This window comes from Rhodocytophaga rosea (genome assembly GCF_010119975.1).
Taxonomy (GTDB): Bacteria; Bacteroidota; Bacteroidia; order Cytophagales; family 172606-1; genus Rhodocytophaga; species Rhodocytophaga rosea.
This window is the reverse complement of record NZ_CP048222.1, coordinates 3842394-3867575: the sequence shown is the minus strand read 5'-3', so window position 1 is coordinate 3867575 and position 25182 is coordinate 3842394. Positions and strand designations below refer to the sequence as shown.

At 38.5% G+C, this 25182-nt stretch carries 13 protein-coding genes and 1 tRNA gene; 7 read left to right on the top strand and 7 right to left on the bottom strand.

What is annotated here, in order from left to right:
- Positions 1-111: 111 nt before the first annotated feature.
- The 3 genes from GXP67_RS15995 to GXP67_RS15985 form a co-directional block, all read right to left on the bottom strand.
- Positions 112-1035 (bottom strand): PfkB family carbohydrate kinase, encoded by a 924-nt coding sequence (locus GXP67_RS15995; RefSeq protein ID WP_162444053.1) that lies wholly within the window; start codon positions 1033-1035, stop codon positions 112-114.
- Positions 1036-1150: 115 nt separating this feature from the next.
- Positions 1151-1744, bottom strand: a complete 594-nt coding sequence (locus GXP67_RS15990; RefSeq protein WP_162444052.1) for a GNAT family N-acetyltransferase — start codon at positions 1742-1744, stop codon at positions 1151-1153.
- A 167-nt stretch (positions 1745-1911) separates the two neighbouring features.
- Positions 1912-3075 carry a hypothetical protein gene (locus tag GXP67_RS15985; protein WP_162444051.1) on the bottom strand — a complete coding sequence of 388 codons (1164 nt, stop codon included), beginning with the start codon at positions 3073-3075 and terminating at the stop codon, positions 1912-1914.
- Between the two features lie 124 nt (positions 3076-3199).
- Between GXP67_RS15985 and GXP67_RS15980 the strand changes: the two genes are divergently transcribed.
- Positions 3200-6046, top strand: coding sequence for a BamA/TamA family outer membrane protein (locus GXP67_RS15980; protein ID WP_162444050.1), 2847 nt, complete (start codon positions 3200-3202; stop codon positions 6044-6046).
- A gap of 51 nt (positions 6047-6097) precedes the next feature.
- Here the strand turns inward: GXP67_RS15980 and GXP67_RS15975 are convergent.
- Positions 6098-6172 (bottom strand) — tRNA-Val (locus GXP67_RS15975).
- A 235-nt stretch (positions 6173-6407) separates the two neighbouring features.
- Here GXP67_RS15975 and GXP67_RS15970 point away from each other — a divergent pair.
- Both GXP67_RS15970 and GXP67_RS15965 read left to right on the top strand, forming a co-directional pair.
- Positions 6408-8900 carry a YhdP family protein gene (locus GXP67_RS15970; RefSeq protein WP_162444049.1) on the top strand — a complete coding sequence of 831 codons (2493 nt, stop codon included), beginning with the start codon at positions 6408-6410 and terminating at the stop codon, positions 8898-8900.
- 110 nt (positions 8901-9010) lie between these two features.
- On the top strand, positions 9011-9805 hold the full coding sequence (locus tag GXP67_RS15965; RefSeq protein ID WP_162444048.1) for a TerC family protein: 795 nt from the start codon (positions 9011-9013) through the stop codon (positions 9803-9805).
- Between the two features lie 31 nt (positions 9806-9836).
- On the opposite strand, the gene GXP67_RS15960 is transcribed toward GXP67_RS15965, so the two are convergent.
- The 3 genes from GXP67_RS15960 to GXP67_RS15950 all read right to left on the bottom strand — a co-directional run bounded on the left by GXP67_RS15960 (position 9837) and on the right by GXP67_RS15950 (position 21118).
- Positions 9837-12605 (bottom strand): T9SS type A sorting domain-containing protein, encoded by a 2769-nt coding sequence (locus tag GXP67_RS15960; RefSeq protein ID WP_162444047.1) that lies wholly within the window; start codon positions 12603-12605, stop codon positions 9837-9839.
- A gap of 196 nt (positions 12606-12801) precedes the next feature.
- Positions 12802-19839, bottom strand: a complete 7038-nt coding sequence (locus tag GXP67_RS15955) for a T9SS type A sorting domain-containing protein (protein ID WP_162444046.1) — start codon at positions 19837-19839, stop codon at positions 12802-12804.
- Between the two features lie 538 nt (positions 19840-20377).
- Positions 20378-21118, bottom strand: a complete 741-nt coding sequence (locus GXP67_RS15950) for a biotin--[acetyl-CoA-carboxylase] ligase (RefSeq protein ID WP_232065239.1) — start codon at positions 21116-21118, stop codon at positions 20378-20380.
- Between the two features lie 56 nt (positions 21119-21174).
- Between GXP67_RS15950 and rsfS the strand changes: the two genes are divergently transcribed.
- The 4 genes from rsfS to GXP67_RS15930 all read left to right on the top strand — a co-directional run bounded on the left by rsfS (position 21175) and on the right by GXP67_RS15930 (position 25176).
- The gene (gene rsfS / locus GXP67_RS15945; RefSeq protein WP_162444044.1) at positions 21175-21549 is read left to right on the top strand and encodes a ribosome silencing factor; all 375 of its coding nucleotides are present in this window, start codon (positions 21175-21177) and stop codon (positions 21547-21549) included.
- 65 nt (positions 21550-21614) lie between these two features.
- Positions 21615-23663, top strand: a complete 2049-nt coding sequence (ftsH, locus tag GXP67_RS15940) for an ATP-dependent zinc metalloprotease FtsH (protein ID WP_162444043.1) — start codon at positions 21615-21617, stop codon at positions 23661-23663.
- A gap of 15 nt (positions 23664-23678) precedes the next feature.
- A complete protein-coding gene (locus GXP67_RS15935) occupies positions 23679-24317 on the top strand; it encodes a LutC/YkgG family protein (RefSeq protein WP_162444042.1) in 639 nt (212 codons plus the stop codon).
- 127 nt (positions 24318-24444) lie between these two features.
- Positions 24445-25176 carry a UDP-2,3-diacylglucosamine diphosphatase gene (locus tag GXP67_RS15930; protein ID WP_162447941.1) on the top strand — a complete coding sequence of 244 codons (732 nt, stop codon included), beginning with the start codon at positions 24445-24447 and terminating at the stop codon, positions 25174-25176.
- Positions 25177-25182 lie beyond the last annotated feature (6 nt).

Below are 25182 nucleotides of genomic sequence, written 5' to 3'. Positions count from 1 at the left end.
TTGATTGTGTTAAAATTATATATATCTCTAAAGTGTAGCAAACAGTAAGTCAGTAAGATACCTACTGTTTGCTACACTTGTAATAAAAAGGCAACTATTGTATAAAGGTTTTTATGCCAGAGCGATCTCAAATTGTACCAGCTCTACAAATTCCTGCACCCGGCTTTCGAGTTCTGCTTTGGATAGATGCTGTAACCGTTCGGTTCCAAATTTTTCTACGCAGAATGAAGCCATCGCCGATCCGTAGATGATCGCCCGTTTCATATTATCAAAAGAAATATCCCTGGTACTAGCTAAGTACCCAATAAAACCACCGGCAAATGTATCTCCTGCACCGGTTGGGTCGAATACATCTTCCAGAGGTAAGGCTGGTGCAAAAAACACCTGGTTCTCACGGAATAACAGGGCTCCATGCTCTCCTTTTTTAATAATGAGGATTTTAGGACCCATAGTCAGAATTTTTCTGGCAGCTTTTACTAAGGAATATTCTCCGGCTAACTGCCTGGCTTCTTCATCATTGATAGAAAGCACATCTACCATTGTAAGCGTTTCCATGAGGTCAGATAGGGCAATATTCATCCAGAAATTCATGGTATCCATTACAATCAATTTCGGACGTTTGCGCAGGCGCTGAATTACCGTTTTTTGTACAGATGGAGCCAGGTTCCCAAGCATCAAGTATTCGCAGTTCTGGTATTCTTCCGGAATAACAGGATCAAAAGTACCCAGCACATTCAGTTCTGTTACCAGTGTATCTCTGGAATTCATATCGTTATGGTACTTGCCCGACCAGAAAAATGACTTTTCATCTTCTTTGATTTGTAAGCCGGCTGTGTTAACACCATGTTCCTGCAACATCTGAATATCTGACTTCAAAAAATCGCCGCCAACCACAGCTACCAGATTAATTTTTTTTGTAAAATATGAAGCGGCCAGCGTAATAAAAGTGGCGGCACCGCCGATGATTTTATCTGTTTTGCCAAAAGGAGTTTCTATGGCATCAAAAGCGACCGAACCGACTACGACTAAACTCATGAGAAGGGATTTAAGGATTAGAGAATTAGAATATTAAAAGATTGTAAGATTTATAAGTTGGCAGACATTACTATATATTTAGTTGCAAGCGAAAGGCTTATATTTCAAACTAAAATTATAAGATATACTGACCAAATTTTTCCTGCCTGATTTTTGGCCATTCGTCTGCAATAATACTAAAATATACGCTATCCCGGCTTCGTCCTCCTTCTGTAATCATATGTCTGCGTAAAGTACCTTCTTCTGTTGCGCCCATTTTCCGCATCGCTTCCCTGGATTGTGTATTTAATGCATCTGTTTTGAGTTCGACCCTTTGCATAAGAAGAGTCTCAAAAGCATACTGTAACAATTCATGTTTACAGGCCCGGTTTAAGCCAGTTTTCTGAAATTCAACGCCTACCCAGGTCCATCCGATTTCGAGGCGTTTGTGATCGAAAGAGATGTTTCCGTATCTGGTAGAGCCTGCAATTTTGTTGGTTTGCTTATCAATAATAGTAAAAGGAACTGCTTGCCCAGTTTCCCGTTGTTGAATGGCTGTTCTCAGATATTGCTGTAAATCTTCTTTAGTAGCAATTTTGTTGTAAGAAACTGCCCATAAAGAGGGGGCTAACCCTACAGCAATCAACCCTTCAAAATCTTCTTCTGATAAAGGTTTTAATAAAACACGTTTGTTTTCTAAAGTGGGTGGTTGTAGAAATATGGAATGCATGTCTGTAATTTGAATTTATTGTCTGGAACCTGGATTCATGGGATTATAGGATTTTCAGGATTGATAGTCTGGAGTTAAGATTTATGGATTAGGAAATTAGCAGCTTTATTCGTCTTCCGCATTTTAATCCTGCTAATCTTCAAATTCTAAAAATCTTGGTTCCAGACTTACTCAATAATAGGTGCCCGTTTGAAAGGTTTGGTTTCATCGAAAAGTTTGCGGTAAGTAATATGGGTTTTGTAAATCTTCCCTCCTACCGATTCAGCTACGTGCATCATTTTCGGATTAAAATCGCCAATCCAGTTCATTTCAAACTCCTCATAATTTTGTCCGGCTACCTGCACTTTGTTTGCAGCAGCAATTACTATCGCTCCTTCCAGACCTTTACCCTGATGTTCGGGCACAATGCCAAAGGCTACGCCAAACATCTTTTTACAGGTTTTCCGCCATTTGTGCCATAAAAATATCAGTTTCCCTTTCCAGTCTAACTTACCATTCACATGCTTAAATATCTGGTTGAGTTCTGGCAGCATAATAAAAAAACCTACCGGCTCATTATCGTAATAGGCAAACCAAACAATGGTTTCGTCCAGCACCGGCTTCATCTTTTTCATAATATTCATGGCCTGTGCTTTGGGCATTTCATTTACGCCTTTGTGCTTTACCCAGGCCTTATTATAAATCGTCCGGAAATCTTCGGCATATTTTTCCAGATGCTTTACTTCCAGGTGCTTGAAAACATAGGATGGATTCCGGGCGATACGTTCGGCTTTTTCCCGTATTTTCTCCGACAAAGGGTCCATTACCAACCTGTGATACGTATATTGTTTAAAATACTCCTGAAAACCATATTTTTCAAACAGCGGAATATAGTATTTCAGGTGATAAGGCATTCCATAATTTGGTTCCGTATATCCATCTACCAGCAAGCCCCACCATTTATCCCTGTCGCCAAAGTTAACCGGGCCATCCATCGCTTCCATCCCTTTGCTCTGAAGCCAGTTTTTGCATGTATCAAATAATAAAAAAGCCGCTTTTTCGTCATTTATACACTCAAAAAAACCCATGCCTCCAGTAGGCTGATCGTGTGTTTTGGAAGTCTTCCGGTCTATGAATGCCGCTACTCTGCCAATAGTTTGGTTCTTATTATCCTGTAGTATCCAGCGTGTACATTCGCCATGGCGGAAATACTTATTCTTTTTGGGGTCAAACACCTCTTCAATGTCAGTATCCAGTGGACGAATCCAGTTCTTCTCCTGTTTGTACAACCTGACTGGCAATTGTAGAAATTCTTTGCGGTGAGCTGGGTTACTCACTTCAATGATTTGCATGAAATAAAAGTTAAAACGAAGGCCGAAGATAAGCCAAACCTGAGAAAACACAAAACCGCGAAGATTGGCTCCTGCCTATTTGTTTTATGTACCTGAATGCGTATTTTGGGTCTACCATTAGCTTATGACAAAATATTTACTGCTGGCTTTTTTCGCCTGTATGAGTGTGCAGAGTATAGCACAAACACAACCCATTCTGGAACAAAACCCTCCCAGCCTTCGCTGGTTCCAGATCCGGACACCAAAATTCCGTATTATTTTCCCGGAAGGTATGGAACACGAAGCCCAGCGTACTGCCAATACAATGGAAACGGTATACAGTCCGGTATCAGCTACTTTACAAAGAGAACCCCGGCCTATTTCGATTATTTTGCAGAACCAGACGGCGATCAGCAATGGTTTTGTTACCATTACTCCCCGACATTCTGAATTTTTTACTTTACCTCCACAAGATTATGCCTTGCTCGGCACCAACGACTGGATTGATTTACTGGCGGTTCACGAATTCCGGCATGTAGTACAATATGATAAAGCGCTTAGGGGATTATCGAAAATATTTTATTACCTCTTTGGTGGAAGCGGATTAGCCGTAACAGCGAATCTGGCAGTACCCGGCTGGTATTGGGAAGGCGATGCCGTAGGCACAGAAACAGCCCTAACCACCAGTGGACGTGGGCGTATTCCTGCTTTCTACCTGGATTTCCGCACTTTTTTACTGACCAAAGGTCCATACAGTTATCAGAAAGCATATCTGGGTTCTTACAGAGATTATATCACAGGGTATTATAACCGCTATAAACTGGGTTATTTTATGACTTCCCATGTCAAGCGGAAATATGGACCAGACGCCTGGAGCAATGTACTCAACCGGACATATGATTTTCCTTTCTGGCCCTTTGTGTTTTCAAGATCTATTAAAAAAGAATTGGGTTTGAGGGTACAAGATGTATACGACAGCACCATGCTGGAAATGAAAGGCATCTGGGAGAAGCAGTTAGAAAATTTGCCTGTTACGGAAGCTACAACAAAAGCTAATGGCCGCAATAGGGTGTATACCAGTTATGAATTTCCGCAATTCCTTTCAGATGGGCGTATTCTGGCACAAAAATCAGGATTGGCCGATGTAGAAACCTTTGTGATTCTGGGTGATTCTTCCCGGAAAAGAGAGGAAAAAGTATTTGTACCAGGCTATATTAACGATAGCGGCATGCTCTCCGTGGTGAATGATAAACTAGTATGGAGCGAATCAGCCTTTGATCCCCGATGGTCAATGCGTGACTATACAGTGATTAAAACGTATGACATTAAAAATAATAAACTCAAACAAATCACCCACAAAACCCGGCTTAGCGCACCTGCCCTTTCTCCGGACGGAAGTAAAATAGCCGCTGTCCAAGTTTCCGTTAATAATGAATATAATCTTGTCATTCTAGATGCCACTACAGGCGAGCGACTGAACAAGCTCAATAATCCAGACAATAATTTTTACTTGATGCCCAGATGGTCGCCGGATGGAAAACAGATGGTAGCAGTTGTATTAAACCGGAAGGGTAAAACCATTCAATTGATAGATGTAGCAACCGGCAATAGCCAGGATGTAATTCCTTATAACGTTATGAACATTGCCCACCCAGTGATGTACGGGAATTATATTTATTTTAACTCTCCTTTCAATGGGATTGATAATATTTATGCCGTAAATATCACTACCGGACAGCAATACCAGGTAACTTCCCGCAAGTTTGGCGCTTATAATCCCGCCGTTTCGCCTGATGGAAAAACCATTGCTTTTAATGATTTTACCCAAAATGGATTCCGGATTGCCACTATGCCCAATGATACTACCCAATGGACCCCTTTGAACCAGGTAGAAGACCGGACTATTGATTACCATGAACCTTTAATTGAGCAGGAAGGCAATAGAAATATTGTAGCAGATATTCCAGGAAAGAAATACGAAATTAATAAGTACAACAAGTTCAGGCATATTTTTAATCCCTATAGCTGGTCGCCTTTAGCTGCTTCAGGAGATAATTCTGTTACGCTTTCTATTACTTCACAGGATTTACTCAATACAGCACTGGCAAATATTGGCGTTGGTTACGATGGTAATGAGCGAACTGGTAGTTTCTTTACCAGGTTAAGTTACCAGGGATTTTATCCAATATTAGATGCTGAATTTGAAACCACAGCCAGAAATACGGGTGTTACGGTTCGCAGGCAAGGGCAGGAAGATACAGTAGTTCGGGATATATGGCGGGAACAGATACTGAGTGCCGGATTCAGATTGCCTTTCAATTTTACCCATTCCAGATTTTCGGAAAGTCTGAACCTAAGCGCTCATACTAATATTTCCAATGTGTCGGATAGAATGGTAGAGAACAGAAATGGCTTATTACATTCTATGCGGTATAGCCTGAGTTACCAGCGTTTGCACAAACGAAGCATTCGCGACATTAATCCAAAATGGGGGCAGACGTTAGCCATCTATTATAGAAATACGCCTTTTGGCGGTGATTTTAAATCTGAATTATTTGCTGTTCAGGGAAATCTGCTCTTTCCAGGTTTGATGAAGCACCATAGTTTCAGGTTACGGGCAGGATACCAGACTGAGATGCCATCCGTTTATCCATTCAGCACGCCCCTCACTTTTACCAGAGGATACAGCTATGTGAGCCACAAAGAATATTACAATGGTTCGGTAGAATACCGTTTTCCACTATTCAACCCAGACTGGGCTATAGGAAAATGGCTGTATTTTAAGCGGTTCAAGGGTAATGCGTTTTTTGATTATGGTACCGGAAAAACCGGCGACCGTACCCTGGAATACCGCTCAATTGGATTTGATTTAAGCACAGAATTCCACTTTATGCGATTATTTGTGCCTTTTGAACTAGGCATCCGCAGCATATATTTCCCATTAACTAATACCTGGTCCTTCCAGTCGCTGGTACTCGAGGTAGGATTTTGAGCTAATGAGTTATAAAATCAAAAAGCCTCAGATTTTTCTGAGGCTTTTTAGTGGGAGTTGAGGGATTCGAACCCCCGACCCTCTGCTTGTAAGGCAGATGCTCTGAACCGGCTGAGCTAAACTCCCTTTCAAAAAATGTTTTGCAAATGTAGATGTATTTTTTATTTATACAAATAGTGCTATACAAAAATTTAATTTCAGCATTTTAGCCCAGATAGTCAGCATTGAAAACAAGAATATAAACTTTGGCAATTACTCCCGTGTGCTACAAATAATAATATACATTTACGCTGTAAATCAATATGCTGCCTTTTTGCGTTATAAACAAAACTTTTACGCATTGAATACAAAAATTACTTATTTGAAAAAGTTATTCTTGTACAGTCTGGCTGCCTGTTTGGTTATACTTGTTACGGCTACCTCTATTATTTATATATATCAGGATCAAATTATCCGGCTTTTTGTAAATGAGCTGAACAAAAGCCTTACAGCCAAAGTAGCTGTTAAAAAAATTGAACTGTCTTTGTTTGATAAATTCCCTCAGGTTGCCCTGAGTTTTACCCAACTGGAAATAGAAGGTGCCTTACCAGAACACAAAAAACCTTTAGCAAAAGCTGACCGCTTGTATCTTACCTTTGACTTCTGGAATATATTTTCAGGCAAATACAAAGTGAATGAAGTTTTTCTGGAAGAAGCAGATGTGCAGATTATGGTAGATAAAAAAGGTGACGAAAACTACCAGATATTCAAGAAAGGAGATTCAACCGGCACCAGCCAGGAGGTAAATTTCGACTTAGAGCAAATCCATCTGAATAAGGTGAAAGTGATTTATACTGATCTGAAAAATGAACAGGTGTACGATTTGTTTGCCAATGAAACAGCTGCCAGTCTACAGGTAAAAGCTGAAGAAGTATTTGTGACTCTAAAAGGCTCCCTGAAAAGCCACGCTATTAATATTGGTAAATACAGATATTTCACCGACAAAGATATCAGCCTGGAAAGTAAATTAGTGTATCATTTAGGAAAAAGATATTTACAGATTAAACCCTCTGTTGTAGAAGTAAAACGCTCTGCCTTTCTGGTTGAAGGTATTTTCGAGAATCATTCTCAGGGAAATATTGATCTGCAGTTAAAAGGTCAAAATACTGATATTCAAACGATAGTTTCTCTACTGCCCACACAATATTCAAATGAACTAAGCGTCTACAAAAGCAAGGGAAAAGTTTATTTCGATAGCCAGATCAAAGGTCCTACTTTCAGAGGATCGGTGCCTGCCATACAAGTACAATTTGGTTGTGAAGATGCCTCTTTGTATCAACAGGACATTGGGAAACGCATTGAAAACACCTTTGTAACCGGCCGTTTTTCTAATGGCAAAAAGTTCAATAGATCTACCTCCAGTATAGAGCTAACCAATATCAAAGGTGTATTGGAAGGCAAGCCTTTCACTGGTAATTTCTCAATGAGTAATTTTGATAATCCTTATTTAAATTTTGATATTTCCGGACAATTAGATGTGGCATCCTTATTGGCATTTTACCCTTTAAAAGAATTTGCACAAGCGAATGGAAGCCTGTTAGCAGATATCAGTTTTGAAGGAAAGCTGATGGATTTACGTGCCAAAGCTGTAAATCAATTTGTGCGGACCAGTGGAAATATTCAGATTAAAGATGTATCATTTCAACTTACAGATAACCCAGTGCCCTTCCGGCAAATAAATGGCGGATTTGCTTTTGATAAAAGTGACCTGATGGTAAACAACTTGCAGGGATATGCCGGAAATTCTGACTTTACTATTAATGGATCATTTAAAAATATACTGGCCTACATATTTTTCAAAGATCAACGTTTAGAAGCGGAGGCAGAACTTAGTTCAAAAATGCTCGACTTTGATCAGTTGCTCTCAAAAAATGCTGATTTAGATACAGAAGCTAAGCAAAAAAATGCGTCTGCAGATAATTACCGGTTTGCTATTTCTCCCGGGCTTGCTTTAGATATTACCTGCAAAGTAGACCAGTTAAAATTCCGCAGGTTTAAAGCCAGCCAAATCGAAGGCAATTTGCAAGTAGCTAATCAAATGGCTAAAGGTCGTGATATCAGATTTAAAGCGGCTGATGGAAATATTCAGATGGAAGGAACCCTGGATGCCCGGCAATCTGAACGTATGCAGGTAAATTGCGATGCGGCTTTTAAAAATATCGCCATCGACAGTGTGTTTTTTATGTTCGAAAATTTTGATCAGGAATTTATTACAGACAAACATTTACGCGGACAAGTTACAGCGCTTGTGCAAACATCTATGACATTTAACAGCCAACTTGATTTGGATGCTGCCAGTTTACAGGCTGATGCACAAACACTTGTAGCCAACGGCGGTTTAATAAATTTTGATCCGATGCAGAAATTATCAAAGTTTATTAATGAGCAGGATCTGGCTAATATCCGCTTCTCCGAAATGGAAAATAATATTCATATTGCCAATCGTACAGTATATATTCCAGAGATGGAGATACGGTCCAATGTTTCTAATATTTCAATACGAGGCACCCATACTTTCGACCAGGTAATGGATTACCGGCTGAAAATTCCTACGTATAACTTAAGCCGGAAAAGGGCTGTAGCTGTAGCAGATGGAGAAAAAACCTCTAATTTGTTTCTAAGCATCAAAGGAACAGCCGATGATTATAAAATAGCTTATGACCAGGAAGCGGTAAAAGAAAAAATCAAAGAGGATATTAAAGAAGAAAAGCAAGAATTGAAAAGCTTATTTAAAAGTAAAAAAACACAACCAGATCCATCGGAAACGGCCAAAAAGAAAACTGCTGAAACAAAAGAAGAATTTTTTGATTGGTAAATGATTTTCATTTTCCTCTTATACAGAACCTGTTTCCTGTAACTTTACATCAGTGGGCAAAGTTAAACTATCAGGTTTGTTTACATTTAGATTTCTGACATTTAAAATATATGGAACTTCAAGAGCTTTTAACCACCGAAGCCATCATCAGTTTGTTAACTTTAACTTTGCTGGAGATTGTATTGGGAATTGACAATATCATATTTATATCAATCGTATCAGATAAATTACCTAAAGAACAACAAAAAAGAGCCCGGAGTATAGGGATTTTACTTGCACTGGTCGTACGGGTTGCCTTATTATTTGGAATCTCCTGGATCGTAAGCTTAAAAGAACCTTTGTTTTATGCCTTCAAAATGGGATTCAGCGGCCGGGATATTATTCTGTTTCTGGGTGGTTTATTCTTACTGGCAAAAAGTACAACTGAAATTCACCATAAGCTGGAAGGCGCAACCGGGGAAAGTGAAACACCTAAAGTTGTAAGCATGCGTTCAGCCATTATTCAGATCGTATTACTCGATATTGTATTTTCTTTCGATTCTATTCTGACGGCTGTTGGCTTAGTTGACAGTGTATATATTATGATTATTGCGGTAGTGATTGCCTTGGGCGTAATGCTTGCATTTGCACAAGCCATCAGCAATTTTGTAAATAAACATCCTTCTATCAAAATGCTGGCTTTGTCCTTCCTGATTATGATTGGTTTATTGCTGGTAGCCGAAGCATTCCATGTACACGTACCAAAAGGTTATGTATATTTCGCAATGGCCTTCTCATTACTGGTTGAGATGCTGAACCTGCGTTTAGATAAGAAGAATAATGCTGTTAAACTCCGCAGTAAATATGTGGCAGAAAATGAAAAACCGGATATAAAAGAACCTAAGAAAGAAGTAATAGTAAAATAAAAAAAGGCAGGCTACAAAACCTGCTTTTTTTCTAGTATATATTCACTTTTCTAAACAATATATTCCTGCCATTGGTAAGCTTGAAAATATACATTCCTTTAGGCAAACCAGAAACATTTAGTTGAGTAAGCGATTCAAATTTCTTTTCTATAACTACCTGTCCCTGGGTACTAATTACCTGAAGATGTACCTTTCCTGGTAAAGCAATATTTACGATATGATCAGCAGGATTAGGGAATAGACGCAAAGCCCAGTTCTGCAATACTACATCCTGGATTTTGGAATATGAAAATTTGCCATCTGTATCCACCTGCTTAAGCCGGTAATACAATACATCCCTACCTATTTCAGTAGCAAATACATCAGTAAAATTATAAGCGTTTGAAATATCTGTAGTTCCTTTGCCATTTATCTTACCTATTTCACTAAAAGTGCTTCCATCATCACTACGTTCCACAGAAAAATAATCATTCTCTTTTTCAGAAGCTGTGATCCAGGAAAGCTCCACATCGTTGTTTTTCAAAGCTGCTTTAAAATCCACCAGTGTTACTGGTAATGCCGCCCCAGGGCTTCCTATGGCAAACGGCGAAAAACTGGTAATACCAGAAGCTGTTTTTTTCCAGGAATCTCCAGGAATACTTCCTGCTACAGCAGCAGTCCCTGGTGGTAGTTCCAGATTTACCCATTTACCACCAGTATAATGAGCCATATAGCTTATGGAACGATCAAAATTTAACTGCTCATTTCCAGTTACTGGATCGCCATTCCATTGCAAAGTAAGAGTAACATTAGGCGTACCAAGAAGTGTTTCATTTATAACATCCCATTCCAAATCTACAGCATCTTCTGTAACTGTATTTCCATCATTGCCAAGTGTTACAATTCCAGGTTTCACAACTACAGAAAAATCGTTACTTACACCTGCATTGGTAATTCTGGCTGGAGTATATGAAATATTATCCGGACCTATTGGAAAAATTACTTCCCCGGTTTTACTAGCACCGATCCCGGTTTGTAACAATTTGCCGGTACTATTGGTAATAATATAACTGTTGGCATTTCCTTCCGGCAAACCAGATGCACCCAATACTCTCATGGTATAGACTCCCAGTTGGATTTTGCCTCTTGTTAAGGTTAAATCATCACCATTGGCTATTTGTATATTTTTGTTTAAGGTGATAATAGGTGTAGAGCCATCAGTGTTGGTGCCATTTAAGATGAATCCAGGGAGTAACTCACCATCAGTAGTTACATCAAGAGGGTTTAACGTAAATGAACGTACAACTATAGGGATAGCAGGAGCATTTTCATAATCACTTACAGGTAGTTCCAGCGTCCAATCTTCAGCTATTGCATTAAATATTTCCTTTAATAGAGCAGACGTACTTCTGCCTATTGCTACTTTATTCGGTATGAAAGCATAGCTTACTAGATTATTATCAGTATTTGAAGATAGGGAAATATATGTTTGGATAATGCCTGTTGCAGTATTTGCTGCGGCGCCCTGAATATCAGTGCCTAAACCAGGAGTAGTTAATGCAATTGGAGAAAAAGGGGAAGTAGTATTTCCCCACCAGTTTGCATTAGCGTCAATTATACCATTATTGGTTTTTGTATCTGTACCTACATATAAGTCTGCATAGGAGTTACCAAAATTATTTACACTAAATCGGTTACTAAATATTTTTATACTTTTAGTAGTAAAGTTATTATTAGCATTAGGAATAGCAATCGCATATCTATTATTATCTACAAAATCATTAAATCGAATTAATACTGAATCGCCATTAAAATTATTAATATCACTTACATCATTATGAGGCCGAAGCAAAATACCGGCAGCAATTGTAGGTTCTGTTACACCAAATGTCCCTGAAGTACCTAGCTCTGAATTCGTTCTGTCGAATACATTTGAATCTATACGCACAATAGCATCATTGATGGCAACACCGGTATTCAGTGTTCCTAATAATTCTATAGCGCTAAAATTTATAGTCTGAAATATGTTCTGAGCTATGGCAAAGTTTTTTACACTGCTTAACAAAATTCCTTTGTCTAAATAATTTGAAGTTTCATCAAGGTTATTAGTATATTCAGTTGCCGACCCAAATATATTACCCCTGATTACACCACTTTCCGCTGAATTTACTTCTATTACATTGGTAGCTCTATTTCCGTAACCATAGAAACGATTTTCAACTATCTGTATATTAGTAAGACTACCACCTACAGCTTTCACAAGAAAAGGCTGTACACGGCTATTAGAGGTCGTTCCTCCACTGTACCGTGAATTTCCTACAATAGAATTACGCCTGAGAACAATATTTGAATTAGTACTACCAGCTGCAAAAGTAACCATTCCAGTAGTAGTCGAGTGTATACCACTCCTGAATTCAAATCCCTCAATGGTAATGTCATTCACTCCATTATTTATTGTAATGCTATTGGCTGCAAATTGAAATACACTTTCTATAGACTTGTCATCTCGGTTGCCACCTACAGGTTTAGTATTCTCAAATGCTCCACGTAAAGTAATATTGGAACGATTTATTGTAATAGGTCCATTATAAGTAGAACCGGAAGCAACATTAATAACCACTTTTACAGATAAATCAGGATCGGCTTGTGTAAAAGCATGAGCTATTGTCAAACATGGGAATCCTGCAGTTGTACAATCATTTGCACCCCCACTGTCATCTCCCGATGTGCTGCTTAAGTACAGATTCTGTTGTGCCGAAGTTGTAGTTCCAATTAATATCTGGATAAATAATAGCAGGCAAAAAAACATTTTTATTTTCATAGCTACTTGGTTTTGGTTGACGTACAGGTATTACTGGAAGTGATAAATATATTTTATTTATCTATGCTTTGAAAGAAAAAAAATAAAATAAGAAAGCCATTATATGTACGATATAATGGCTTTCTACAAATAATTAAGTTAATTTATTCTGCTAATTCGTTTTTACAGTGTAATTTTATGCATGTATAACTTATTTTTACTTCACAATCAGCTTTTTCTGATAATTTTTACCAAAAGAAGTTACGTGTAATATATAGATACCTTGCGGAAGGGCTTGATCTATAATTACTTCTAAGGCCTGCGCATTTATTATTTTATTTGTACCAGTATGCACTACTTTACCCAACATATCATAAATTTCAAATGTGCATTCATTTTCTGAACTACTACTTGTCTCACCAGCCAGTTGCAGGAAGAAACTACGTCCGTTAAAGGGATTAGGATAAGTAACCAGTGAAAGTTCTGCTTTTACATTATCATGGCTTACCGCTATAATTTTTGAGTAAGATACCTCTCCGTTTACATCTACAATCTGCAAGCGGTAATATACCGTTTTACTAGCTGCTTCTGTATCTATAAAAGAATAGGATGCTGGTAGTGAACTTGTACCTTTCGCCTTTACTTCGCCAATAGCAGTGAAGAGATCGCCTGTATTACTTCTTTGGACTATAAAATGACTGGTCAACAGTTCTCGGGCAGTTACCCATTTCAATTGCGTACCTCTGGTTTCTTTTTTAGCTTCAAAATTCAATAATTCTACAGGTAAGGGTGTAAAGTTGAAAGCAAAAGTAAAGTCTCCATTTCCTAATTTGGTAAAGGTCTGTGATAACATAGTTGGATTCACCCCGGTATTGTCCGGATCATTAGCATCTTCATTTACATTCAACACACCACCTAAATCTGACCAGTAATCACCCTTAGCGGCTGTACCTCTGATTGCACTTATCGGAGCGACACCAGCATAGTCTGTTGAGTCCTGTACAATGCTTGCCTGTAATACTTGTGCCAATACTGCTGTTAAGGTTTGATCTACATTTACCCAGCTATTGTTTGAAGTGGTATCTATTCTTTCGTCATCCGGAGCAAAAGGTAGTTCAACTGCTCCTGAAGCCAATTCAGCATTTGTGCCTGATGGAGGGAACTGGATATTTTTTACTTTCCAATAACGGCTCTTTGACAGATAATTGAAAGGATCTGGCAAGTCTCTATCGTCTCCTACTGGTGTTGGTCCGGCAGCCGGATCAGGATCTTTATCAATTTGTTCCATTGTGAAAACAGTAGCGGCATTAGGGCTTGGATTAGTTAGTGCTATATTTAATTTAGCTACACCCGGATATCGTTTGTCGCCCAGGTAAAAGCTTCTGCTGCTTATACCATTACCACTATACAAATGACCTAATGGACCTTTTACGTGAGCAGTAGTAGCAGATGCACCTGGCCTGCGAATGATATTATCAATCAGCATAATCAGCTCATTGGTTTCTTTGGTTTTGAAACGGCCATTCTGCAAGTTTAACAGGTTGGCTACGGTAGCTTTACTCTGGAAAACTACACTATCGCTTACGATCAACTTATTGCCACGCTTTTCAATTTTCAGATCGTAGAAATTCTCAGCAATAGCTGTCGACTGTATCATAGTCTGCTGTTTGTTACCAGCGAAAGTTACCAAACCTCTCTGTGGATTAAACCGTCCGGCATTCGTCCAGTTTCCTTCAATGGTAATAGGGAAAGATCCGGCATTAGCATCCAGAACTGCTCCAATAGATACATTCAGGTCATTCTTAATTAATAGATGACTTACAATTTCTGTAGTTCCGGTTTCCAGAATTACATTATAAAAGGTATTATATGGCCTTGAAGAAGGAGTAATTTCGTTAGGAGAGGCAGGAGCTGGAGCTTCCACATTGTTAATTACCCGGCTACCTGAAAATCCTGCACCAAATCTGACTACGGAATTATTGCCACTGAAGAATTGTCCGCCATTATCCCAGTTACCCCCTATGATCATCTCACTTGAAGAAATCATTTTTAACTGACCTAAACTCTCCTGCCCAGTAGGTACGTCAACTGTAAAGTTTCCATTCACTTTTAAAGAAATTCCTCCATCAACAACTAACGTCAAGCCTGTAGAAGCAGCAGCAGGCGTATATGCTGTAAGAGATGCATCATTTCTGATATCTAAATCTTTCACTTCTGCATTTCCATCATATATTTCTACTACATAATCAGCATTCAATAATGACCGGTCTAAAACCACATTATCAATACTGGTAGGTACACCATCCGGATTCCAGTTAGCTGCTGTATGCCAGTTTGTGGCTGTATCTCTACGCATAACCACATCTAAAGTTGGATCGCCCCCATCTGGCATTCCACCGTCCCAAACTTTAATTACAGGTTGTCTCCAACGGATTTGTCCTGGCAGATATAAACCAATATTGTCATCCGGGCAAGCTGAACCATCATTATCAAAGTTCTCACCAGCCAGTACCCCAGTTGCATCTTTAAACCAAAGGATACCACCTGGAGCTGCTGCGCACACATTGCTCGTTCGGCGTATGTTTACCCCATTCACACCTAATGCTTTACTAAAACTGGCATTAAACACTGTATCAGGCAGGTTACCTTGCAATGCGTTACCAAACACATCGGCATTATTCGTATACTGAATGTATACAGCATTTGCAGCTGTAGAACCATTGGTAAGTACCCCATTACTGAAACTGGCAACATATGGGTTATTACAACCACTAGCATCAGCACAATCGGCAGGCGCACTTGCTGCGCCCCCATTTTTTGTACCAGGGCTTGCTGCTTTAGAAGTAGGACCTGTAAGATTAACACCCTCTGCATCCATCCACTCTATAAAGTAGTATCTGGCGCTAATCGTACCATTTACTTTGAATTTATAATCACCAGAAATATCATTACGGCTTATTTTTGCATAACTTCCGGATGTACCAATTACATTTAAAATACCATTAGGGAAACCATTAGCTGCTCCTTCTACGCGTACACCAATCAGATTATCAGTAACTGAGAATGGATTAAAAGGATTGATACTGGTAATGGCAAAGTAATCAGTGTTATTACTAATAAACACAGATGCACCAGGTGCAATCGTAAATACACCATTCTCACGTACCCTTAAGCCTTTTACTTTTACAGTAATGTTAGGTGCTGTCTCAATAACTCTGGGTTGCGCTGGGTTATTAGCATCTACAATTGGGTTATCATTGTAATCATTTACTCCTGAACCAGCTATTCGGCCTCTGGCAGCAATGGTAGTTAATCCGCCTGAAACAAAATCATCTACTAGAATATATTTAGTTTGTGCCGGAGAAGCAGGAACGAGTGGAGTTGATGAGCCTCTTGCATCACTAACAATTCCGAAATTTACCACATTAAATGCCTGTCCGTTGCTTCTTACAAAGAAATTATCAACCGCTGCTGAAGAGAGATCAGAATCTGTAGAAGCAGGATAGAAGTTAACTGTACCTGCACCTGTATTAATGGTACCACCAGTATTATTCCAGTTACCTCTGATTATAGTACTACTGCCATTAAAGGTAAAGAAGCCACCAGAAATATTAAAATTACCATCTACCCTCATCGGTGTATTGGTTAACATTTCCATACCTCCGGAAAGAATATTCAGATTGCCTAAAATATCCAGTCTGTCATTACCGAACCCTTGTACTACAACCCTTCCTTCAGGTTTATTAATAGTAAATTCATACAAATCATTAGCTTTAATTTTAATCTCCTGCAAAGGAGCGCCTCCAAGTGCATACAAGGCAAACCCTGAACCTACTTGAATTACTGAATTATCATGAAAGCTTGCAAAATTGGCTTTAAACTGGATGGTACCACCAGGGTTTACATCCAGAATACCCCCGGTAATATTACCTCCGGCAGCATCTCTTGAGTTATTTACAAAATCACCCCATACTTCAAGTGTAAAGCTATTCAAATCCAGACGTTTTCCTCTATTCGCACCAATCACCGGACTTAAGTCAAACAGATCATTACGGCCTACCGAATTGTTGACTAATGTGCCTTGAATAACATAGTTACCAGTAACCACAGGAGAAGTTTTAGCAGATGCACAAATGAAAACTTCAAATTGCTGCAATGAATCTACAGGCGCTGCCACACCACCTAAAGTTGCGGGAGCAGGATACTGTCCAGGATATACATTGTCCGGATTTACCCTGGGAGAAGAAGGAGACAATGACCAGTTCAAAGGATCATTCCATGCTGTCGCAGCTGCATTAGCACGGCCATCGTAGGTATTTCCTACCCAGTATATTTTTGTAAAAGTCTCCCAAATAACACCATCTGTATCATTCAATCCACCATCATAAGCCTCTCCATTCACGCCTCCTAATTCACCCCTAGAAGCGATGAATGTAATAATACCAGTGCGCAATGGATCAGCACTGTTAGGATCATTATTATTTACACAGTTGAAACCACCACTACCTGAAGTATTAAAAGTTGTACCAGTTATATTGAGTGTTTGGCCGGTATTAATAGTAAGTGAAGTAGTATTATTGGCTGCATTAGCACCTAATGTACAATAACTAAAGTTATATCCTAAGTTATTTGGGTCAATAATAGCTTCACTATATATCTTAAATCCTCCATTGCTATTATTTGTATGAGCTGTTGCTGAGATAGGATCAGCAGCAAATCCACTATTTGTAGTTCCCTGATAACTGATTGTAGTATAAGCAGCTTCTACAGTACCTCTGTAGGCAGCCATTCTGTAATATTGCCCAGGAGTACCTTCACGGGTAATAACAATTGGGTTTGTACTTGTACCAATCAATTTTAGGGCGCCACCATCCACTTTTAAAAATGTACCTCTGTCCGTAGTACCGGTATTCATAAATATACGTGAACTGGCATTGGCATGAAAGATACCTCCTGTATTGATTAATATCTCATCATTTTCATCATCTCCATAAAACAAAGCACGAGAATTCAAAAAGAATTCTCCTCCATCAATTGTAAGATCTCCATGAATACGTGCATTAGTATTGGTATTCAGTTGAACTACATTGCCTGATTTACCAACCAGCACATTAGGCAGAGCAATACCAGGATCTTCATTTGTATAAATACCTCCACAATACGTACGCAGCTTTACTCTACCCGTAATAATTTGTAAATTTCCTCCTCTGAAAAAGATAGTTGGTAGTAATTGAACAGGTGGAGTAGAATAACCTCCTGACGAACATCCTCTGACACCCATCGGATTTGCCGGATTTAATCCTACATATAAACCTCTTCTTGGACTTATATTAGGCTCCTGGTCATTTAAATCGGTAAGATTACCAGATATCCTGATTCTGATTCTATTGCCAGGATTAGATATAGCATCTGATATGTCTAAAGAGGCATTATTGGCAATCGTTAAATTACCATTTAAGATCATATCATCGCCGGGAATATTTTTCAGGATTAATGCTCCTGATTGTACTAATAAATCTCTGTCAATGATTAAGTCACTTTCGTTAGTAACTGTGAAACCATCATCTTTCAGAATAGTAACATTGGCAAATCGATTTACACCTAGAATAGACGTATTGCTATTGCCGGTAAAAGTTACAGTAGAAGTAGCTCCTGTAAAATAGCCATCACTATCACTCTCCCAATTCCCGGTAATAATAACATTGGTTCCAAAAGGAGTGAATTTAGAGGAAGCACCTGGAGCAGCCAGCATAATATCACCAAAAAACTCTACTGTACTTGCATTGGCCAGTAAAAAACCGTCATCTGAAATAAGCGTATTACCTGTAACACTGAATTTGGATTGTGTGGTTAGCAAAGTAGTACCTACCTCAATACTCCCTGCTGAAAGAGTCAGTCCTCCATTTAATTTCAACTCTGAATTTGCTGTAGAACGGGCTATGAATATTTTACCTCCACTAACAGTAGTAGCTCCATTTACAGTAAGATAGGTATTGTCTTGAAGGGATAAATTAATACCACCAGAGTTTACCTGAAGATCTCCTTGTACATCTAACGAAACGCCCGGAAAGCTGAACAATATATTATAAATGGTGGCAGGGTATGCCGGAAGGGAATTAACAATAAGATTTCCTGAAATTACCAGGGAGGTAGCCAGTTGAATATTTGCGTTGTTTTTTTCAACTTCTACATTATAAAACGGTTCAGCAGGAGACCCATAAATCTGTACGCCAGAAGTGGCACCTGTAAAACGTATAGTAGATGTACCTGAATTAAAAGTAGCTGAAGCACCGTCAGTAAAAGCACCTCCCACCTGGATAAGGGAAGTATTTGCATTAAAGGTACCTCCATTGATAGCTATATTACCACTTATGGTTATTCCGGTGTCAGCATTGAAAGTACCCTCTGTATTTATCAGATTGCCATTAATAGTAAAAGTAGTTGGTGCATCAAACGTACCGCCTACTTTGTTAATTGTAACATTATTGAAAACAGTTGTATTGGCATTTGTACCATTTACTGTGGCTGTGCTTCCGCTAGTAAATGTAATAGTAGAGGTGCCTGCTGTAAAGGTACCTGAGTTTGAGAATGATGTCCCTCCCACACTTACTGAACTATTGCCAGCATTAAACGAAGATCCTGCATTCGCTATACTCACATTTCCCCCAATATTGATTGTCCCATTATTTGCTGTGAGCGCACCAATTATATTGAGCGAACCTGTCAGGTTAATATTATTACTATTAGTTACACTTATGGATGCCCCAGGAAAGATGGTTAAATTATTTTTGATGGCACCAGAGGCATGTAGGTTATAAAATGTAGTAGCGCCTATAAAATTCACGTCCGAACCAATCGTTCCTTGCAAATTCACAGTACTTGTTCCGGCTGTAAATGTTCCATTGTTCGTCCAATTGCCATTTAAAATAATAGTTGAAGTATTAGCCGTAAGTGTAGCACCGGCATTGATCGTAATATTTCCAACTGTTGGATTTATATCTATAGAGCAATCACCATTAATAGTAACACTAGCTCCTGATGCTGGTACAGCCCCTCCCCATCTGGCGGCATCACTCCAATTTCCAGTTCCGGTAAATGTTTGCCCCCAGGCATTTGCGCCTATAAAAAGAAGGCTGAAAATCCATAAACTTTTACGGTATATTTTTTTTAGATTCTCTAATGCAGGATCATATGAATTAGAATAGCAAAAAGTGCTTCTTCTAATATCTTTTTCAGGTAGTAAAGTTTCGCCCATAGCTTTAATATTTTGTGAACGGAGTTTACATATACTTCAATTGAGGTATAAGTTTCGTTCTTTAATACTGTAAGTGGGAGAAAGCGGAAAAACAGTATAGCTTCTTGGTGTAATATTAAATTATGACTTACACACAATTTATAGAGATAACTTTTTGATAAGTTTAGTGAGGCAACAAAAAATCTTTTAATAAATAATTCTAATTGCAAAAACGAATTACAATAATTTGAGATTAAATTTCAGCACAAAAATCTGATAATGAATCATTTATTATTATTCTATTAATTAAACTTGCAGTGCAATCGAAAAGCAGGAAACACGTTTTTAGTATCTATTCTATCATATGCAATAAAAAGCGGGTTTTATTAAGCTATTCACTTTTTCAGATACAAATGAATGTTACTATATATAAGGCAAATTTTAAATTATTCCCTTTAATTTATCACTGATTCGATATTATTAAGATAATTTATATGTTGGTCAGTATTAATGAATAAATAATCAACTTTCCATTATTATGAGTGTTTCATAAGGCATTCTATATAAATTCAACCTCCTTAAAAAAGAAATAGCGTACCACACCACCTGTTTCTATACCTAACCTGCCAATCTCATCTATTCCTATGATCTGGCCCTCAAAAACTATATTTGTTCTAAAAAGTCTATTTTTATGATATCCATATAAATTTTTTAGGTAATTATTTTGTATATAATATAGGTGTCCTGTTTTTAGTTTAAAATAATTATGCTCTATCTTCGTCAATAAATTAGTGAGCAAGCGTTCAAGATCATATGTTTGCTTATTAATTAGTGTCATAGAGATAGCTCTGGGTTCAGCAAAATGTTCCTGATTGATATTTAGTCCGATTCCTGCTATTATGTTATCGAGCATAGTATTTTTAATTGTACTTTCGATGAGAATGCCACCGATTTTCTTATCGTAATAATATAAATCATTGGGCCATTTAATTTGTATGCCTTCGGAAATGTACTCAGATAAAAATTGTAAGCAGGCTAGAGAGATCACCATATTCAAAGAAAACTGCTGAGAAGCTTGTAGGAATGAGGGTTTTAACACAATTGAAAATGTAAGGTTTTTTCCCGGTTCAGCCTCCCAGGTATTGCCTCTTTGGCCACGGCCTGCTGTTTGCTGATCAGTTATAACAGTTGTACCTTCAATTACGTTTTTATCTTTTAGTAAAGAAGCAGCTATGTCATTGGTGGAATGACAGGATGGCAGATAAATTATTTTTCTGCCTATAAATAAAGTATTGGGCAAAATATTGTACAAGTTATTTTTTATTTTCGTATATAAGCGCAACTTAACAAAACAGCATGATAATAAACAAAGTAAATATAAATTCTGACGAACTGAGTGAATTGGTAGTAAAAGGGATGCAGGAGAAGAAAGCTCTTGATATTGTTGTCCTGAATCTCAAACATATAAAAAATGCAGTTGCTGATTATTTTGTAATATGTTCTGGTAACTCTGATACACAAGTAGACGCCATCACTGATTCCATTGAGGCTGAGATATACAAATTAAGCAGCCAGGATCCGTGGCATAAAGAAGGTCAGGAAAATAAGGAATGGATATTGTTAGACTATGTGGATGTTGTGGCCCACGTTTTCAAAAAAGACCGCAGAGCATTTTATGCCCTAGAAGATTTATGGGGCGATGCACAAATTACTTACAGGGAACAAGCTTAAGTTGCAAACAACTCATCCGGTTTTCATGTTTCTTTTATAATTTTCATTTGAATTAATATATAATAATGTCAGACATCAATAAAAACAAAAAAAAGCTACTCCCGAAGCCCCCTCAAAGACCGGGTTATCAGGTTTGGTTGATAGCAGGCTTACTTATCCTGATACTTGGAGTTACTTATTTTAATAAAAGTACGTCAACCATCGAGGTTACCCAGAAAAGATTTGAAAACATGCTGAAAAGCAATGATGTAGCGGAGATAACTATTGTGAACGAAAAAGCAGTTGAGGTTACTTTAAAAAGAGAGGCAGTAGACAATGAAAAATACCGTGAAGAATTAACCAGCAGAGGTCCTTTTTCTCCTTATCAAGGCCCTCATTATAGGTTTACTATTATTTCTGCAGAATCTTTTAAAACGGATCTGGATGCCTTGCAAAAATCATTGCCAGAGGATGACCGCATAGGTTACAAAGTGGAACAAAGATCCGATATTACCAGCTTTTTACTTAACTGGGGTATTCTGATACTTATGTTTTTCGGCTTATGGCTGCTGATGCGCCGTGTTACTACTGGCGGTCCAGGTGGTCAGATATTTAACATTGGCAAATCAAAAGCGGCCTTATTTGATGCTGAAAATAAAGTTAAAATTACTTTTAATGATGTAGCTGGTTTGGATGAAGCAAAAGAAGAAATTAAAGAAATTGTAGAATTCTTAAAGAATCCTTCCAAATTTACAAACTTAGGAGGAAAAATACCCAAAGGTGCTCTATTGGTAGGATCTCCTGGTACAGGTAAAACTTTATTGGCCAAGGCAGTAGCTGGTGAAGCAGCTGTGCCTTTCTTCTCTTTATCCGGTTCAGATTTTGTAGAAATGTTTGTGGGTGTAGGAGCTGCCAGGGTACGTGATTTATTTAAACAAGCTAAAGAAAAAGCGCCTTGTATTGTATTTATTGATGAGATTGATGCTATCGGACGTTCAAGAGGCAGAGGCCAGATGCCTGGCTCCAATGATGAACGTGAAAATACTTTGAATTCCTTACTGGTAGAAATGGATGGATTTGCAACGGATTCAGGGGTAATTATACTGGCTGCTACCAACCGTCCGGATGTACTGGATTCTGCTTTATTAAGACCAGGCCGTTTCGATCGTCAGATCAGTATTGATAAACCTGATATTGTAGGCAGAGAAGCTATTTTTAAAGTACACTTAAAGCCGATAAAACTAGCTGCAGATGTGGAAGCTAAAAAGCTAGCTGCGCAAACACCAGGTTTCGCTGGCGCTGAAATTGCCAATGTTTGTAATGAAGCAGCTCTGATTGCTGCCCGCCGCAATAAAACAGCTGTGGATATGCAGGATTTTCAGGATGCTATTGATCGGGTAATTGGTGGATTGGAGAAGAAAAATAAAATAATTCTTCCGGAAGAAAAGAAAGTGGTTGCCTATCATGAAGCCGGACATGCAGTAGCTGGATGGTTCTTAGAACATGCTGATCCCTTAGTGAAAGTGAGTATTGTGCCTCGTGGGGTTGCTGCCTTAGGATATGCCCAGTATCTTCCTCGGGAACAATTCCTTTACAATACTGAGCAATTGTTAGACGAAATGTGCATGACATTAGGAGGTAGAGCCGCTGAAGATATTGTATTTGGCAAAGTATCTACCGGTGCCTTAAGTGACCTCGAGCGTATTACGAAGATGGCTTATGGTATGGTAACCGTATATGGAATGAATGATAAGATTGGCAATGTATCTTTCTATGATTCCAAGCAGTCAGAGTATAATTTTAATAAGCCCTATTCTGAAGCCACTTCGCAGACAATAGATGAGGAAGTCCGCAATATTATTACCAGTGCCTATGAAAGAACCAAGCAATTATTGCAGGAGAAGAGAAAAGAACTGGAAATTATTGCGCAGGAATTGCTCAAAAAGGAAATTATATTCCAGTCGGATCTGGAGCGCTTAATAGGCAAACGTCCTTTCAATACTCAAACTACTTATGAGGCATATACCAATGGGCGGGCAGCTACTAACTTAGGAAAAGATACGGATAAGCTGGCTGAGGAAAATGCAGAAAATATGCCTGCTCCTCCTACTCCTAACCCGAATCCGACACTGTAACAGGCGTTAAAATATATGCATTCCCAACAATCCAAGGAAAATATATTGAAAAAAATCAGGCAGGCACTGGAAACTTCTACAAAGAAACCAGTGCCAAAGCCTGATTTTTCTGCTTCTATCTATACGCAAACCAATGAAGATCCCTCTGTCACCTTTGCACAGATCTTTACCAAAAACAAAGGAGAATTCATTTTTTGCGAAGATGAAAAGGAGTTTCTAACCAATCTTGAGTTATTGTTAGACAAGCGTAATCTTAGGAAAGTGTATGTGTGGGAAAAAGCGCTGCAAGTACTGTTAAGTAAACAAAACATAGCTTATTCAAGTACAGATAATAATTTTACTTCAGCAGAAGTAGGAATTACTTTATGTGAATGTTTGATTGCACGGACTGGTTGTATAATGGTTTCTTCCGGACAAATGGCTGGCAGAAGACTAGGTATTTATCCGCATATTCATATTGTAGTGGCGTATAGCTCCCAATTGCTTCCTGATGTTAAAGATGGTTTACAGTTTTTGCAAAACAAGTATACCCTATCTCTGCCTTCTATGATTAATATGATTGCAGGCCCTAGCCGGACGGCTGATATTGAAAAAACTCTTGTATTGGGAGCACATGGACCGAAAGAAATTATATTATTTTTAATTGAAGGTTAAAACCACAATTTTACTTCAAAAATACCTTAAAATTGTGCGCTTTACTTCTTTTTCCAACATCTTGGATTTTTCCGTTTTAGCTTCTTCCAATAATCCTGTTTCAATTCATCTTCAACCGGGAAAGAAAATCTTTTTTGCTTCTGATTTTCATTTAGGCGTACCAGATGCAACAAGTAGCTTACTTCGTGAAAAAAGAATAGTAGCATGGCTGGAACAAGTCCGTTCAGAAGCACAAATTATATTTCTGGTAGGAGATATTTTTGATTTCTGGTTCGAATATAAACATGCCATACCTAAGGGTCATATCCGCTTGCAAGGCAAATTAGCTGAGCTGACAGATAGTGGTATTCCCGTTATTTTTTTCTCAGGAAACCATGATATGTGGATGTTCGATTATTTTACTGAGCAACTCAACATTCCTATTTTGCGGGAACCTAGGCTATTTACAATAAATGAAAAAAAAATTCTGGTTGGACATGGCGATGGATTGGGACCAGGAGACAAAACTTATAAACTGCTGAAAAAGGTGTTTGCCAGTAAATTGTGTCAGTGGTTATTTGCCCGTATTCATCCTAATCTAGGTATTGCAATCGCCAACCAATGGTCAAGGCACAGTAGGATTACCAATAATGCTAAAGGAGAAGATAAGTTTATGGGAGAAGATGAGTGGCTTCTAGCCTACTGCCGGGAAACAGAGCAGAAAGAACACCATGATTTTTATATATTTGGGCACCGGCATTTGCCACTTGATATTCCCATAAATGGCAATAGCCGCTACATAAATTTAGGTGAGTGGGTGCATTTTAATACCTATGCCTGCTTTGATGGGCAAAATGTGGAGTTACTAACGTTTAGTTAACTAGTA